Origin of the sequence: Burkholderia anthina, assembly GCF_001547525.1 — a bacterium.
GTDB classification, from domain to species: domain Bacteria; phylum Pseudomonadota; class Gammaproteobacteria; order Burkholderiales; family Burkholderiaceae; genus Burkholderia; species Burkholderia semiarida.
This window is the reverse complement of sequence record NZ_LNJP01000003.1, coordinates 340750-355239: the sequence shown is the minus strand read 5'-3', so window position 1 is coordinate 355239 and position 14490 is coordinate 340750. Positions and strand designations below refer to the sequence as shown.

At 68.0% G+C, this 14490-nt stretch carries 16 protein-coding genes and 2 pseudogenes; 12 read left to right on the top strand and 6 right to left on the bottom strand.

Annotated features, from left to right (window positions below; all coding sequences use genetic code 11):
* The first annotated feature begins 9 nt into the window (after positions 1-9).
* The 4 genes from sctN (at position 10) to WS64_RS21915 (ending at position 3225) form a co-directional block, all read left to right on the top strand.
* Positions 10-1401 carry a type III secretion system ATPase SctN gene (gene sctN, locus WS64_RS21930; protein WP_060967697.1) on the top strand — a complete coding sequence of 464 codons (1392 nt, stop codon included), beginning with the start codon at positions 10-12 and terminating at the stop codon, positions 1399-1401.
* A gap of 15 nt (positions 1402-1416) precedes the next feature.
* Entirely contained in the window at positions 1417-1902 is a 486-nt protein-coding gene (locus tag WS64_RS21925; protein WP_059639221.1) for a type III secretion system protein, read from the top strand.
* Positions 1903-1953: 51 nt separating this feature from the next.
* The gene (sctT, locus tag WS64_RS21920) at positions 1954-2760 is read left to right on the top strand and encodes a type III secretion system export apparatus subunit SctT (RefSeq protein ID WP_059582601.1); all 807 of its coding nucleotides are present in this window, start codon (positions 1954-1956) and stop codon (positions 2758-2760) included.
* A 63-nt stretch (positions 2761-2823) separates the two neighbouring features.
* Positions 2824-3225, top strand: coding sequence for an HrpB1 family type III secretion system apparatus protein (locus WS64_RS21915; RefSeq protein WP_244166626.1), 402 nt, complete (start codon positions 2824-2826; stop codon positions 3223-3225).
* Between the two features lie 103 nt (positions 3226-3328).
* Here WS64_RS21915 and WS64_RS21910 read toward each other — a convergent pair whose 3' ends face one another.
* A complete protein-coding gene (locus WS64_RS21910; RefSeq protein WP_059639222.1) occupies positions 3329-3727 on the bottom strand; it encodes a nuclear transport factor 2 family protein in 399 nt (132 codons plus the stop codon).
* An 83-nt stretch (positions 3728-3810) separates the two neighbouring features.
* Here WS64_RS21910 and WS64_RS21905 point away from each other — a divergent pair.
* The 3 genes and pseudogenes from WS64_RS21905 to WS64_RS21900 form a co-directional block, all read left to right on the top strand.
* A pseudogene (locus WS64_RS21905) lies at positions 3811-4536 on the top strand (LysR family transcriptional regulator); the annotation flags it as partial.
* A gap of 195 nt (positions 4537-4731) precedes the next feature.
* A pseudogene (locus WS64_RS33260) lies at positions 4732-5037 on the top strand (LysR substrate-binding domain-containing protein); the annotation flags it as partial.
* Positions 5038-5398: 361 nt separating this feature from the next.
* Positions 5399-5611, top strand: a complete 213-nt coding sequence (locus WS64_RS21900; RefSeq protein ID WP_059583102.1) for a hypothetical protein — start codon at positions 5399-5401, stop codon at positions 5609-5611.
* A 75-nt stretch (positions 5612-5686) separates the two neighbouring features.
* Here WS64_RS21900 and WS64_RS21895 read toward each other — a convergent pair whose 3' ends face one another.
* From WS64_RS21895 to WS64_RS21885, 3 genes are all read right to left on the bottom strand, one after another.
* Positions 5687-6112 (bottom strand): NUDIX hydrolase, encoded by a 426-nt coding sequence (locus WS64_RS21895; RefSeq protein WP_060967696.1) that lies wholly within the window; start codon positions 6110-6112, stop codon positions 5687-5689.
* Between the two features lie 169 nt (positions 6113-6281).
* Positions 6282-7670, bottom strand: coding sequence for a nucleobase:cation symporter-2 family protein (locus tag WS64_RS21890; protein ID WP_059639225.1), 1389 nt, complete (start codon positions 7668-7670; stop codon positions 6282-6284).
* 155 nt (positions 7671-7825) lie between these two features.
* On the bottom strand, positions 7826-8803 hold the full coding sequence (locus WS64_RS21885; protein ID WP_060967695.1) for a LysR family transcriptional regulator: 978 nt from the start codon (positions 8801-8803) through the stop codon (positions 7826-7828).
* Positions 8804-8935: 132 nt separating this feature from the next.
* On the opposite strand from WS64_RS21885, the gene WS64_RS21880 reads away from it, so the two are divergent.
* The 4 genes from WS64_RS21880 to WS64_RS34455 all read left to right on the top strand — a co-directional run bounded on the left by WS64_RS21880 (position 8936) and on the right by WS64_RS34455 (position 11657).
* Positions 8936-9655 (top strand): SDR family oxidoreductase, encoded by a 720-nt coding sequence (locus WS64_RS21880; protein WP_060967694.1) that lies wholly within the window; start codon positions 8936-8938, stop codon positions 9653-9655.
* Positions 9656-9895: 240 nt separating this feature from the next.
* Positions 9896-10231 carry a putative quinol monooxygenase gene (locus WS64_RS21875; protein WP_059582584.1) on the top strand — a complete coding sequence of 112 codons (336 nt, stop codon included), beginning with the start codon at positions 9896-9898 and terminating at the stop codon, positions 10229-10231.
* A complete protein-coding gene (locus WS64_RS21870) occupies positions 10228-11385 on the top strand; it encodes an iron-containing alcohol dehydrogenase (RefSeq protein WP_060967693.1) in 1158 nt (385 codons plus the stop codon). Before WS64_RS21875 ends, WS64_RS21870 begins: the two co-directional genes overlap by 4 nt.
* Before the next feature lie 134 nt (positions 11386-11519).
* Entirely contained in the window at positions 11520-11657 is a 138-nt protein-coding gene (locus WS64_RS34455) for a hypothetical protein (RefSeq protein WP_155720462.1), read from the top strand.
* A gap of 7 nt (positions 11658-11664) precedes the next feature.
* Here the strand turns inward: WS64_RS34455 and WS64_RS21865 are convergent, their stop codons facing one another.
* Positions 11665-12573: a LysR family transcriptional regulator gene (locus WS64_RS21865; RefSeq protein ID WP_060967692.1), complete on the bottom strand. Its 909-nt coding sequence runs from the start codon at positions 12571-12573 to the stop codon at positions 11665-11667.
* 199 nt (positions 12574-12772) lie between these two features.
* On the opposite strand from WS64_RS21865, the gene WS64_RS21860 reads away from it, so the two are divergent.
* On the top strand, positions 12773-13357 hold the full coding sequence (locus tag WS64_RS21860; RefSeq protein ID WP_060968544.1) for a putative glycolipid-binding domain-containing protein: 585 nt from the start codon (positions 12773-12775) through the stop codon (positions 13355-13357).
* Positions 13358-13361: 4 nt separating this feature from the next.
* Here the strand turns inward: WS64_RS21860 and WS64_RS21855 are convergent, their stop codons facing one another.
* Entirely contained in the window at positions 13362-14354 is a 993-nt protein-coding gene (locus tag WS64_RS21855; RefSeq protein ID WP_060967691.1) for a sulfonate ABC transporter substrate-binding protein, read from the bottom strand.
* Positions 14355-14490 lie beyond the last annotated feature (136 nt).

Below are 14490 nucleotides of genomic sequence, written 5' to 3'. Positions count from 1 at the left end.
GGGAGCGCCATGATCGACAGCGCGGACAGTATCGGAACCGGCGAAGCGAGCGGGGCGCACATCGCGCAGCCGCGGGCCGTACGCGGCTTCTCGGCGCTGATGGAGGCGATGGAGCGCGAACTGCGCGCCCGCGCGCAACCCGCGGCGTGCGGCAAGGTGCAGGAAGTGATCGGCACGCTCGTACGCGTATCGGGGCTCGACGCGACGCTCGGCGAGCTATGCGAGCTGCGTTCGCCCGAAGGCGCGTTGCTGCAGCGTGCCGAGGTGGTCGGCTTCTCGCGCGACGTCGCGCTGCTCTCGCCGTTCGGCCGGCTCGGCAGCGTGTCCCGGGCGACACGCGTGGTGGGACTCCGGCGTCCGCTTTCGCTGCGCATCGGCCCCCGCCTGCTCGGCCGCGTGATCGACAGCCTGGGCGAGCCGATCGACGGCAAGGGGCCGCTCGAATGCGACGAGTGGCAGCCCGTCATCGCCGATCCGCCCGATCCGATGTCGCGGCCCGTCATCGATACCCCGATGCCGACGGGCGTGCGCGTCGTCGACGGCATGATGACGCTGGCCGAGGGCCAGCGCATGGGCATCTTCGCGCCGGCCGGCGTCGGCAAGAGCACGTTGATGGGCATGTTCGCGCGCGGGGCGCGCTGCGACGTCAACGTCATCGCGTTGATCGGGGAGCGCGGCCGCGAAGTGCGCGAATTCTGCGAGCACATTCTCGGGCCGGAGGGAATGGCCCGCTCGGTCGTCGTCTGCGCGACATCGGACCGCTCGTCGATCGAGCGCGCGAAGGCCGCTTATGCGGCAACGGCGGTGGCCGAATACTTCCGCGACCGCGGCATGCGGGTGCTGCTGATGATGGATTCGCTGACGCGCTTTGCGCGCGCGCAGCGCGAAATCGGCCTGGCGATGGGCGAGCCGCCGACGCGGCGCGGCTTTCCGCCGTCGATCTTCGCCGAGCTGCCGCGGCTGCTGGAGCGCGCGGGCCGTTCGGAGCTCGGCTCGATCACCGCCCTTTACACCGTGCTGGCCGAGGACGAATCGGGCGGCGACCCGATCGCCGAGGAAGTGCGGGGCATTCTCGACGGCCACATGATTCTTTCGCGCGAGATCGCGGCACAGAACCGCTATCCGGCGATCGACGTGCTCGGCAGTCTTTCGCGCGTGATGACGCAGGTGGTGCCGCGCGAGCACGTGGCGGCGGCGGGGCACGTGCGGCGGCTGATGGCCAAGCACAAGGAGGTCGAACTGCTGCTGCAGGTGGGCGAGTATCAGAGCGGCACCGATGCGCTTGCCGACGAAGCCATTGCGAAGATCGATGCGATTCGGGCTTTCCTCGGCCAACCGACCGATCTGCTCGTCGACCCGAGCGACACGCTCGCGGCCCTCGGCGAGATCGTGCAGTCCTGATGCCGGAGGCGAGCGATGAAGGACCGCCGCGTTGCCGCGTTCGAGCGCGTGCTCTCGCGTCGCCGCCAGCTCGATCGCAAGCTCAATGCGGCGCTCGGCGGTTTGCGCGGCGAGCTGCAGCCGCTCATGGACGCCTTGGACGAAAGCCGCGCGGCGGTGCGCGCGCATGCGGCCGAGCTCGTCGCGCACGACGGCAAGATCGACGCGATGCTGGGCGGCGTTTCCTTCCGGGCAGACGAGTATCTGAAGCTGCGCGAATTTCGCTCGCACGCGGCCGAGCAGCACGCGATGCTCGAGGCCCGGGCGGCGCAGGCCGGGCAGGCGCTGGCGGCGAAGGAGGCGCAGATCGGGGCGCTGCGCACGGAGATCCTGCGCAACCGTGCCCGCATCGACATCTACGGCAAGCGGCGCGACACGCTCGTCAAGGGTATCGAGCTCGCGATCGAGGACGCGCAGGACGAGGAAACATCGGAGAGCCGCCGGCCCGGCCCGGCGTTCTGAAGCGGCGAGCGCGCTCGCCAGCCGGCATCCATTGAGCGACAGGTGACTGACATGAGCGAGATTACATTCGCATCGATCGAATCGAGCCATCAGCTGGTCAGGTTTTTGATCGTGCTCGGCCTTTGCAGTGAACGATTGATGGTCCTGATGATGATTTTTCCGCCGACGTCCGACAACGTCGTGCAAGGCCGCGTGCGCACCGCGCTGGCGCTGCTGTGGGGCAGCTTCATCGCGTACGGGCAACGCGGCCTGCTCGAGCAGGGCGATGCGACGATGCTCGTGGGCATCGGGTTGAAGGAGGCGCTGATCGGCGTCGGCCTCGGCTTCGCGGCGTCGACGGTGTTCTGGGCCGCCGAAAGCGTCGGCACGTACGTCGACGATCTGACCGGTTTCAATCAACTGCAGATGCAGAACCCGAGCCAGGGGCAGCAGACGTCGCTGACTTCCACGCTCCTGAGCCAGTTCGCGATCGCGGCGTTCTGGTGTCTGGGCGGCATGACGTTTCTGCTCGGCGCGATCTACGAATCGTATACCTGGTGGCCGCTTGCGAACCTCACGCCGGCCGGGGGGGCCGTACTCGAATCGTTCGTGCTGGGGAAGACCGACTCGCTGATGGAAACGGTGGCGAAACTGGCCACGCCGATGATGCTGATGCTGCTGCTGATCGACATCGGCTTCGGCTTTACCGGGAAGGTGTCGCAAAAGCTCGATCTGCCGTCGCTGGCGCAGCCCGTGAAAGGCGCGCTCACGATTCTGATGCTCGCGCTGATGGCGGCGATCTTCATCGATCAGGTACGCGATCAACTGTCGCTCGTGGGCATCGCGGCCGAGGCGAGGGCGCTCGCGGGCGGCAAGTGAAACGCGGTGAATGCGCGAGCGCGCGCAAGTATGCGTTCGCCGATGGCGATTGGCCGAAAAAGCTTGGAGAAGAACATGATCGAGGCGTTGAGCGACAACGCGATCGTCACGGGGATGATGCACGTGCTGTGGGCCGGTGCGGCGCTGGATACGTTTTCGGACGTTCAGGACCTGCTCGATGCGATGGCGGTGCTGCGTCCCGGGAACGGCGAAATGCGCGAGGTGCTGGCCTGGTGGCATGTGCGTGCACGCGCCTGGGGCGAGGCGCTGACCGAATTGCGCCGGGTGGAGCGCGACGGCACGCTGTCGTCGCGTGGCATGGCGCTCGCGGCGGTATGTCTTTACGCGCTTGGCGATGCGTCGTGGCGTACCTATGCGTACGCGGCGGCGTACAAGTCCGATGACCCGATGGCGACGCGCACCGCCCAGGCGCTGCTCGCAGCACCCGCGATCGGGCGTGGATAGCCGCGCGCGGCTGCGTCAGACCACGTGTGACGAGTCGACATCGCCCGTCGGCGGAGCAGCGCCACGCAAATGCAGCATTCGGTGTCGCGCGACATCGATTCGTTCACGCGTACTTGTCGCCGACCGTACTGCGAATCGGATGGGTGTCGTAGACGATGATCATCCGTTCGATCAGCCCCGCGATGTCGAACTCGAACACGTCGACGCACTCGAAGCGCGCCACCGAACCGTCTTTCAGGGCCCAGTCGTAGATGAAGTAACCGGTCGCACGTCGAGCGCCTGTCGTGCTGACACAGATATCGATCGGTGTAATCTTGCTTTCTCCCGATGCGGCAGCGACCTTCGAAAAGAAGGGTTCCGCGTGCATCCAGCCGAGAAACGGCGAAAAAATCCGCGCGTCCGGCGTGAATAGCGCGCAGATGGCGCCCACATCGCCTCGCTCCAGCTCGCGAAGGTAAGTGCGAACCTGTTCCGTATAGAGTGATGCCGACGTTGAGCCCAAAATTATCCTCCGATCATTCGTTGATGCCCCCGTTTTATGCGTAGGAGCGGGGTATCCGGTAGACGCACGATAACGACGCACCGATGACCGAACAATCGAAAAATTTGCAATCCGGGTATGCGGCGCATGCATATCCGCTGGCCGACCTGACGCGGCCGCTCCCGCCGTTGGCGGCGATTCAGTCGTTCGTCGCCGCGGCGCAGCTCGGCAGCGTCAGCAAGGCGGCGGATCATCTGTGCCGTACGCAAGGCGCGGTGAGCCGCCAGATACAGCAGTTGGAAACGCATTATCGATGCGCACTGTTCGTGCGCCATGTATCGGGGCTGACGTTGACCGCGGAAGGAAATGCACTGCTGACGGTCGCGGTCGACGTGCTCACGCAATTGGTCCAGCACGCGGATTCCCGAGCACGGGCGACCGCGGTGCTCACGTTGAAGTTGCCGTCCACGTTCGCCGTTCGCTGGTTGCTCCCGCGGCTGCCGGACATTCATCGTGCGATGAGCGGGACGGAGCTGCGTATTTCGACATCCGCGGACGATACGCCGGATTTCACGACGTCCGACGTCGACGTCGTCATCGTGCGCGGCACGGGGCAATGGACCGGCATGGAGGCGGTAGCGCTATTTCCCGAGAGGCTCACGCCGATGTGCGCGCCCGCATTGGCAACATCGCTGCGATCCGTTGCCGATCTTGCGCAGGTCGATTTGCTCCATCCGGGGCCTAGGGTCTGTTTACATATGGAACGCGCATGCGTTGCCACGAGAACGGCCGCTCGCGAGGCGTGCGACGCCGCGAATACTGACGTATTCGCAAGGAGCACAACGCGGCGAGCGGCCGTTCTCGTGGCAACCCCAAATTAAAAAAATCATGTCAGGGGAATGCCCGAAATCGCCCGTATGGCGGCGTCGCTCGTCGCTTGTTTGGCGCGGCCAAACGGCGCTTCTCACTCCTTGCCCTACGAGCGATTTCGGGCATTCGCATGTGCGTTCCATATGTAAACAGACCCTGGCCATGCGGAGTGGCGATGCTGGCTCGATCACGTTGGCGCGCGCCAGATCGATGCGGGACGCGGGCTCGTATTCGATACCCTCGAATTGACGCTCGCGGCATCGACGGAAGGGCACGGCATTGCAATCGGCGACCCACGAATGGCAAGAGACCGGCTCCGAGCCGGATCGCTGGTGACACCGTTCGAGGAGGTGGTTGAAGACGGCCTGTCGTACTTCCTCGTCTATCCGCCGCAACGTGCGGAACAACCGAAAATTCGGGCCCTTGCCGACGTCTTGCTGCGACTTGCGCGAGAAGACTGATTGAACGGCGAGCGGCCGTTTCGGCATTCCTCCCGATCCTGCGGCCCGCCGACGCAGAGACGGAACGCCGCCGGCGCGTCTGCGTCCGTCGAAAATGCCGCGCTTGCCACCGCGGCGACGCTTCGACTCCACGGATGCCGCGCCGAATTCGATGCGGTCCATCGATACTCGCGCTCCCGGGCAGGATCATGCCGCGCCCGCGTCGCGCACCGACGCCGTACAACGGCCGCGTCCATGCAAACTTGATCGGGAAAAGCACTAGACGTACGGGAATTATTTCCCGGCTATAGTGGAATGACTGAAGGTAGATACGGCGCTTTTTGCCGATACCGACCAGGTCTTGACCGTAGACGGGTGCTGTATGAAAAATAAAATCGAAAAGACCGCCGGACCGATGTGGGGTATGGCGGCAGGATTGCTTCTCGCGGTGGCGGGGTTGAGTCTCGGCATCCTCCCGAAGTCCTTGCATGGCTCGGGAAGCGCAAACGACTTCATGGCGTTCGGCGTCGCGATGCTGGGCATCTTCCTCGTCGTCTATTCCACGCACGAATTGCGCAGAAAGCGCTTGCACTGAGCGTTCGCGCATCGATCCGCGAAAAAATCGATTCCGGCGGGCCGGCGGCTCGCGCGTGCCCGCGCCTTCGACGTGCTATGCGTTGCGGATTTCGTGGTTGTAGACGAGTTCGACGATGCGTTTCGTCGGGATGCTCGCGCGCAGTGCCTCGACGCCTTCGATCGGAAACCACCTGCATTTCTCGATCTCGTTGTTCGCTTGCGGCGTATGGTCCGGGCCGACTTCCGCGAAGAACACGTGATGGATTTTCGCGAGCCCGGTGAACTGCATCGCGTACACGAGATCGTGGCCCGTCATGCCGGTTTCTTCGCGCAACTCGCGATGCGCGGCTTCGAGCGGCGTCTCCCCGCGCTTGATCGTGCCGCCGGGCAGCGCCCAGCGCGACGACGCACGCGCGACGAGCAAGACGTGCTCGCCGCGGTAGCAGACGACCGTCGCGCGCTCCTTGATCGGGACGGCGCTCGCTTCGGCGGCAGTGTTGGGCGCTGGCGTTCGGGGCATGGCGCCATTCTAACCAGCGTCGATCGTTCGGCCAAGCGGCGCCGATCGGGCTGGATGAACGGTCTTCGTCGCGTGGCCGACGGCTGCGCGACGGGGCCGGGCGCGCGGGACGCCGCGTCGGCGCGGGGCGGCCCGCCACGCGCACCGCGCCGCCGCACGGTGCGTTCGGTTACTTCTTTTCCGGCAGGAACCAGTTCATCACGAGCGCGCAGATACCGCCCGTCGCCACGCCCGATTCCAGCACGTTCTTCAGCGCATGCGGCAGGCTGTTCAGGATGTCCGGCACCTGCGATACGCCGAGGCCGAGCGCCAGCGACACCGCGATGATCAGCAGCGCGCGACGGTCGAGGTGGATGCCCGCGAGGATGTTGATGCCCGATGCGGCCACGGCGCCGAACATCACCATCGCCGCACCGCCGAGCACGGGCTCGGGCACGGCTTGCAGCACGCCGGCAACGACCGGGAACAGGCCGAGCACCACCAGCATCCCCGCGATCCAGATGCCGACGTGACGGCTCGCGACGCCGGTGATCTGGATCACGCCGTTGTTCTGCGCGAATACCGAGCTCGGGAACGTATTGAACACGCCGGCCAGCAGAGAGTTCGCGCCGTTCACGAGCACGCCGCCCTTGATCCGCTGCATCCACACCGGCCCTTCGACCGGCTCGTTCGAGATCTTGCTGGTGGCCGTCACGTCGCCGATCGCCTCGAGCGACGTCACGAGGTAGATGATCAGCATCGGCACGAACAGCGCCCACGAGAAGCCGATGCCGAAGTGCAGCGGCGTCGGCACCTGGAACAGCGCGGCCTGATGCATGCCGGTGAAGTCGAGGCGGCCCAGGAACGCGGCGGCGAGATAGCCGATCGCGAGCGCGATGACGAGCGCGGTGCTGCGCACCCACACGACCGGCACGCGGTTCAGCAGGATGATCGTGCCGAGCACGAGGCCCGACAGCGTCAGGTTCTCGGCGCTCGCGAACGTGCCCTTGGCCATCGCGCCGTAGCCGCCGCCCATGCTGATCAGGCCGACCTTGATCAGCGTGAGGCCGATCAGCAGCACGACAATGCCGGTGACGAGCGGCGTGATCAGGCGCTTCACGAACGGCAGGATGCGCGACACGCCCATCTCGACGAACGACCCGGCGATCACGACGCCGAAGATCGCGGCCATCACGGTCTCGACCGGCGTGCCCTGCTTGACCATCAGGCTGCCGCCGGCGATCAGCGGGCCGACGAAGTTGAAGCTGGTGCCCTGGACGATCAGCAGGCCGGCGCCCAGCGGGCCGAAGCGCTTGCACTGGACGAAGGTGGCGATGCCGGAAATCACCAGCGACATCGACACGATCAGGGTCGTATCGCGGCTGGACACGCCGAGCGCCTGGCAGATCAGCAGGCCGGGCGTGACGATCGGCACGATGATCGCCAGCAGGTGCTGGAGCGCCGCGACGAAGGCGACCATCGGCGCCGGCCGGTCGTTCGGGCCGTAGACGAGGTCGCGGGCCGATTCTGCGGCGTCGGCGCCGCGGGAGGCGGATTGGGCGGAGGAGGCGGGTTGCATGGCGAGCGGGCCGGACGAGGTGGAAAGTGCGGCATTTTAGCCGAAGGGCCTGCCGGCGCCGCCGGGCCGGGCCGCAATGGTGACGAGCCGGTGGATCGCGCAAAAGGCGCCCGATCGGCGGCCGGCTGGTTCGAGCTGCGGGATGTGGCCAACGGTCAGCCCGCGACGCGTGCTCCGTTGCCGCGCGTCGTGGTGCGCGGCGGACGGGAATCCGGATACGCGCGCTGGCAGACGGCGATGACCGTATCGCGCAAGCGGCGGTGCACGGGGTCGCCGTGCATGCGCGGATGCCACAGCGCGGACACGAGGATCGCCGGCAGACGGACCGGAATCTCGAAACTGCGCAGCCCGAGGACTTCGGTGAGCCCCGGCGAGCACGCATTGCCGAGGCTCGAACGCGGCACCAGCGCGATCAGGTCGGTGCTGGCGGCGACACGCATCGCGTCGGGGTAGCCCGGCACGACGACGTGCACGGCGGGGCCGGGGCCGGCGTTGCCGGTCGTGTCGTCGGCCGGCCCGGAGAAATCGCCGAGCTGGGCCGCCATGACGTGGCGGCACGCGGCATAGCGCGCGGGCGTGATCCGGGCCGACGCGAACACCGGATGCCCGGCGCGCGCCACCGCGACGTGCCAGTCGTGAAAGAGCATGCGCGTGTGCAGCTCGGGCGCGTCGTCGCCGCGCTTGCCGATTTCCAGGTCGACCGTGCCGTCGCGCAGCGCTTGCGGATCGCGGTCGAGCTTCGGGACGAAGCGGATACGGACGTGCGGCGCGACGTCGGCCAGCGCGGCGACGACCGGGCCGGACAGCATTTCCATGAACGACGCGGCGGCCCGGATCGTGAACGTGGCCGTGAGCGTCGCGAGATCGACGTCGGCCGTCGCCGGCCGGAGCACGGCGCGCGCGTCGCTCGCGACCGCATGCACGCGGTCGCGCAGCGCGGCTGCGTGCGGCGTCGGCACGAGCCTGCGCCCGGCGCGCACGAGCAGTGGATCGCCGGTGGCGATACGCAGCCGCGTGAGCGTGCGGCTCATCGCGGACGTGCTCAGGCCCAGCCGGCGCGCGGCGGCGGTCACGCTGGCTTCCGACAGCAGCACGTCGAGCGCGGTGACGAGGTTCAGGTCGATGTCGTCCATACGGACAGGATACGCTTTTGTGCCGACAACATGGCGTTGAATGCAACTATCGATTGCATTGGATGCGTCTGGCGCCTGTCGTGGCGCGCGCCTATAGTGGGCGCATGACGAAACACGGCAAAGGCGAAAACCATGCAATCGACTGAATCGAATCGACGACACGCGCCCGCGATCCTCCTCGTCGCGGCGTCGCGCGGCCTCGGGCTGGCGATGGCGGAGGCATTCCTGAACAAGGGCTGGAACGTGACGGGCACCGTGCGCGCAGGATCGGGGCGCACCAAGCTGCATGACCTGGCCGACCGGTTCGACGGCCGGCTCGAGATCGGCACGCTCGACATCTGCGAGCCCGCGCAACTGGCCGCGCTGCGCGAGCGCCTGTCGGGCCGGCGCTTCGACATGCTGTTCGTGAACGCGGGCACGACCAACGATCCGAACGAAACGATCGGCGAAGTGACGACCGACGAATTCGTGCGCGTGATGATCACGAATGCGCTGGCGCCGATGCGTGCGATCGAGACGCTGCAGGATCTCGTGACCGACGACGGGCTGATCGGCGCGATGTCGTCGGGGCAGGGCAGCGTCGCGAACAACGTCAGCGGGATGCGCGAGGTGTATCGCGGCAGCAAGGCCGCGCTGAACCAGTTCATGCGCAGCTTCGCGGCGCGTCAGGCCGATACGCGCCGCGCGCTGGCGCTGATGGCGCCCGGCTGGGTCCGTACCGAACTCGGCGGGCCCGACGCGCGCCTGACTATCGACGAGAGCGTGCCGAGCCTCGTCGACGTGCTGCTGGCGAAGCGGGCGCGGCCCGGGCTCGAATATCTCGACTATCTGGGGCGGACGGTGCCGTGGTGAACGACGGAGGCGGCGCAAGCGCGCGGCGGCCGGCCAGGTTCCGGCTCGTCGTGAGCGTGCCGCGGGATTCGGCCTGTGGTTCGCGGCCTGTCGCGGCTCTGCGAAGGCCGCGCCGATTCAATACAATGCGACGACGCGTCAGTGATACGGTGCCGCCTCATCGCGTTTGAATCCATCCGGCTCATGGCGGATCGGGGGCGCTCCCGTCGCGACGGGCTTGTGTCGAACATGGAGCGCAGCATGAACGAACCCTATCTGCAGGTCATCGCGCATTTCTTCGCGAAACCCGGCAACGGCGACCGCGTGGTCGAATTGCTGGCCGAACTCGCCCCGGCCACGCGTACCGAGCCGAAAAACCTCGACTACGCGTACTTCCGGTCGCCGGAGAACCCCGACCACATCGTGATCCTCGAGCGTTACAGCGAGGCCGACGGCCTCGACGTGCATCGGGAAACGCCGCATTTCCAGCGGATCGGTGTCGGCGCGATCATGCCGTTGCTCGATCGTCGCGAGGTGATCCGCTACATGGTGCAGCCGGACACCGGCACGGCGACGGCCCCGGGAGGCGCCCGATGAACCCGTTTCAATTCCGTACCGTTCCGACGCAGATCGTCGAATTCGGCGCCGCGCGCCGGCTCGGCGCGCTGTTGCGCGAACGCTTTCCGGCGCTCGCGCGGCTGTGCGTCGTCACCGATGCGTTCCTGCATCGCAGCGGCGTGCTCGCGCCCGCGCTGGCGAGCCTCGCCGCGCACGGCTGGCAGGTCACCGTGATCGACGACGTGATCGCCGATCCGCCCGAGCACGTGGTGCTCGACGCGACCGCGCGGGCCGTCGCGGCCGATGCCGAGATCGTGCTCGGCCTCGGCGGCGGCTCGTCGATGGACGTCGCGAAGCTGATCGCGGTGCTCGTGCCGGGGCAGCAGGCGCTGGCCGACATGTACGGCGTCGACAAGGTCGCGAGCGCGCGGCTGCCGCTCGTGCAGATGCCGACCACGGCCGGCACGGGCTCCGAGGTCACGGCCGTGTCGATCGTCACGGTCGGCGAGGCGCGCAAGATGGGCGTCGTGTCGCCGCACCTGTTCGCGGACGTCGCGATCCTCGACGCGGAGCTCACGCTCGGCCTGCCGCGCGCGGCGACGGCCGCCACCGGCATCGACGCGATGGTGCATGCGATCGAGGCGTACACGTCCGCGCGGCTGAAGAATCCGGTGTCCGACATGCTGGCGACGCATGCGCTGACGCTGCTGTCGCGCAACCTGCTGGCCGCATGCGACGACGGGCAGAACCGGCACGCGCGCGAAGCGATGCTGGTCGGCGCGATGTTCGCGGGGCAGGCGTTCGCGAACGCGCCGGTCGCGGCCGTACACGCGCTGGCCTATCCGGTCGGCGGGATCTTCCACGTGCCGCACGGTTTGTCGAACGCGCTCGTGCTGCCGCACGTGCTGCGCTTTAACGCGCCGGCCGCCGCGCCGCTGTATGCGGAACTGGCGGCGATCGTCGCGCCGTCGGCCACGGGCAGCGACGAAGCGAAAACGCACGCGCTGATCGCCGAGATCGACCGGCTGATCGTCGCGACGGGCATTCCGCGCACGTTGCGCGAGGTCGACATCGGCGAGGCCGACCTGCCGAGGATGGCGTCGGACGCGATGCTGCAGACGCGCCTGCTCGTGAACAATCCGCGCGAGGTGACCGAGGCCGACGCGCTGGAGATCTATCGGCAGGCGTGGTGACGCGGTGGGCGCGCGTAGCGCATCGCCCGGCACGATTCACGACGCGCGCGCGACCGGCCGCGCGGGCCGTGCCGCAACCCACGCGCATGCCGGCGCGACGGCCACGAGCGCGCCGAGCCGCCCGCCGTGCCTACATGCGCGACGCGTCGGCGCCGGCTGCCACCACGTACGCCGACGCCTGCTTCGTGCCGTCCGGCTTCGTCAGCGCGCGCTTCTACCAGATGGAAGTCGATGCGCACGTGAAGGAACCGGGGAAGTCGCTGCAGGCATGAACAGGCCCTAACGCTGCCGCTGCGTCAGCAGCGGCGGGAGTGCTCGTTTCAACAGATCGACGACGGCGCGCACGCGCGGCGGCAGCGGCCGCTGCGCGTGCACCAGCACGTTGAGCGCGAAGTCGGGAACGTCGTAGTGCGGCAGCAGGCGGACGAGCCGGCCGTGCGCGAGCGCATCGGCGCAAGCCGGGTGCTGGACCACGCCGATGCCGCCGCCCGCCGCGATCGTGTCGAACATCGGGCGCCAGTGGCTCGCGGTCATGACGGTGCGGATACGCGCGTATTCGACTGCGCCGCCGTCGCGCTGCAGCGGCACCTGTTCGTTCGCGAACACGCCTTTCACGCGGATGAACGGATGGTTCGCGAGATCGGCCTTCGTGTCGATCGGGCCGTGCCGGTCGAGATACGACGGTGCGGCGACGAGCACGCGGCCGACCGCGTCGAGCGCGTAGGCGACGAAGCCGCCGTCGCCGAGCTGTCCGACCCGGATCGAAATGTCGACGCCCTCGGTGACCGGATCGACGATGTCGTCGTTCAGCACGAGGTCGATGTGCAGCTTCGGATACGCGGTGCGGATCTGCATCAGCACGCCCGGCAGTACGACCTCGCCGAAGCATTGCGGCGCCGCGAGCCGGATCGTGCCGTCGAGCGCGTTTTCCGTCTTCGACACCGATGCAACGGCCAACTCGGCCGCCTCGAGCAGCGCCTTGCTGCGTTCGTAGAAAAGGCGGCCTTCCTCCGTGCACGCGAGCGTACGCGCACTGCGCATCAGCAGCCGCGTGCCGAGATGTTTCTCGAGTTTCTCGATGCGCTCGCTGACGGCCGGTTGGCCCATGTCGAGATCCCGTGCCGCGCCGGACATCGTGCCGCGCTCCACGACCCTGACGTAGATGCGCATCGTCGCCAACAAATCCATGAAGTCGCGCCTTTTGTCTTCCGGTTCGATTTTGTGCCGATCGACGGATGGTATCAAAGCGGCGGAGGGCCGACGGTGTGCGTCGGGCCGATACTCATTATCGGCCGGGGCGCTCATGGTGCCGACGAAGCCGCGTGCGTTCGTCCGCGCCGTGAGCGAAAATCGGCTTCGTTCCCGCGCGACCGACAGGAGACCCGGCATGACGCAACACAACGAAGCCCCACGGACGCATTGCGTCGCATGGCAGATCGTGCAGACGTGGCAGGCGGCCGAATGGTGCCGGCTCGACGAGTCGCAAACGGGCATCGCGCTGGCGGGTGCGGTGGCGGGCGCGATCGACGGCACGCCGTTTCGCATCGATTACGCGATCGCATGCGGGACCGACTGGCTCACGCGTTCGGCGCGCGTGACGCGGTGGACCGGCACGGCGCCGCCACGGCAATGGCACATCGCGTGCGATGCGGGGCGGTGGACGATCGACGGCGTCGATGCGCCGGCGCTCGCGGGCGCGACCGACATCGATCTCGGCTTCAGCCCGTCGACCAATACGCTGCCGATCCGGCGGCTCGCGCTCGCCGTCGGCGAGTCGGCGGAGATTCACACCGCGTGGCTGCGTTTTCCGGATGTCGACATCGTGCGCGGCGAGCAGCGCTATACGCGCACGGCGCCGCACGTGTATCGCTACGAGAGCGGCACGTATGCGGCCGATATCGCGATCGACGGCGCGGGCCTCGTCACCGACTACGACGAATGGCGGCGCATCGGCGCGGCGCCCGCGTCGTGACGCATCAGCGCGCGCTGGCGACCGACAGCTTGGCCGGGATCAGCTTCAGCGTGCTGAACGCGTCGGCGATGCTCTGCTGGTACGCGAGAGTCGCGTCGGTGATCGGCTGCACGCCGTAGCCGGCGCGCTTGAGCGCGACTTCGAGCGTCGGCGCGTCGAGGCCGACGAGCGGGGACAGTTGCGCGGCCACCTCGGGCACGTGATCGCGCGCCCAGCGGTCGACCGCATCGACTTCGTCGAGCAGCGCGCGCAGCACCTGCGGGTGCGCGGCCGCGTACTTGCGCGCCGCGAGGTAGTACTGCGTGTTGCGCACGAGCGCGTCGCCGTTCGCGACCACGCGCGCGCCGAGCTGCCGTTCGGCGGCGGCCAGATACGGATCCCAGATCACCCACGCATCGACGCTGCGCTGCACGAACGCGGCGCGCGCATCGGCCGGCGTCAGGTAGATCGGCTGAATGTCGGCATAGGTCAGGCCCGCGCGCTCGAGCGCCTTCACCAGCAGGTAATGGACGTTCGAACCCTTGTTGAACGCGACCTTCTTGCCGCGCAGTTGCGCGACGGTTCGAATCGGCGAGTCGGGCAGCACGACGATCGCCTCGCCCTGCGGCGCGGGCGGCTCGTTGCCGATGTAGACGAAATCGACGCCGGCCGCCTGCGCGAAGATCGGCGGGGTTTCGCCGACCGTGCCGACGTCGATCGCGCCGGCGTTCAGCCCCTCGAGCAGTTGCGGGCCGGCCGGGAATTCGAGCCATTGCACGGCGACGCCCTGGTTCGCGAGACGCTTCTCGAGCGTACCGCGCGCCTTGAGGACGACGAAGTTGCCGTATTTCTGGAAGCCGATGCGCAGCCGCGTGCCGCCGGCGTCGGCGCGTGCGGGCGCGGCCGCGAGCGGCCCGAGCGCGAGCCCGGCCAGCCCGGCGGCCGCGCCGTGCAGCCACTGGCGGCGGCGCGGGTTTGCCGGAGTCGATTCAAGGTCTGCGTGCGGTGTGTCGTTCATCGAGGCGTCCTGCTGGCGGGTTCACGGGCCGCGCGCGAAGGCCGCGCGGCCGGCGCAGGACCGGGCCGGATGCGGGCGACGCACGCAACGGGCCGGCCCGCGCCGGAGTCACGACGATACGGCGCGGCGGGCCGGC

Coding starts and splice junctions, on each gene's coding strand:
- sctN (WP_060967697.1), top strand. CDS start 10: ATGATCGACAGCGCGGACAGTATCGGAACCGGCGAAGCGAGCGGGGCG.
- WS64_RS21925 (WP_059639221.1), top strand. CDS start 1,417: ATGAAGGACCGCCGCGTTGCCGCGTTCGAGCGCGTGCTCTCGCGTCGC.
- sctT (WP_059582601.1), top strand. CDS start 1,954: ATGAGCGAGATTACATTCGCATCGATCGAATCGAGCCATCAGCTGGTC.
- WS64_RS21900 (WP_059583102.1), top strand. CDS start 5,399: ATGAAAAATAAAATCGAAAAGACCGCCGGACCGATGTGGGGTATGGCG.
- WS64_RS21895 (WP_060967696.1), bottom strand. CDS start 6,112: ATGCCCCGAACGCCAGCGCCCAACACTGCCGCCGAAGCGAGCGCCGTC.
- WS64_RS21890 (WP_059639225.1), bottom strand. CDS start 7,670: ATGCAACCCGCCTCCTCCGCCCAATCCGCCTCCCGCGGCGCCGACGCC.
- WS64_RS21885 (WP_060967695.1), bottom strand. CDS start 8,803: ATGGACGACATCGACCTGAACCTCGTCACCGCGCTCGACGTGCTGCTG.
- WS64_RS21880 (WP_060967694.1), top strand. CDS start 8,936: ATGCAATCGACTGAATCGAATCGACGACACGCGCCCGCGATCCTCCTC.
- WS64_RS21875 (WP_059582584.1), top strand. CDS start 9,896: ATGAACGAACCCTATCTGCAGGTCATCGCGCATTTCTTCGCGAAACCC.
- WS64_RS21870 (WP_060967693.1), top strand. CDS start 10,228: ATGAACCCGTTTCAATTCCGTACCGTTCCGACGCAGATCGTCGAATTC.
- WS64_RS34455 (WP_155720462.1), top strand. CDS start 11,520: ATGCGCGACGCGTCGGCGCCGGCTGCCACCACGTACGCCGACGCCTGC.
- WS64_RS21865 (WP_060967692.1), bottom strand. CDS start 12,573: ATGGATTTGTTGGCGACGATGCGCATCTACGTCAGGGTCGTGGAGCGC.
- WS64_RS21860 (WP_060968544.1), top strand. CDS start 12,773: ATGACGCAACACAACGAAGCCCCACGGACGCATTGCGTCGCATGGCAG.
- WS64_RS21855 (WP_060967691.1), bottom strand. CDS start 14,354: ATGAACGACACACCGCACGCAGACCTTGAATCGACTCCGGCAAACCCG.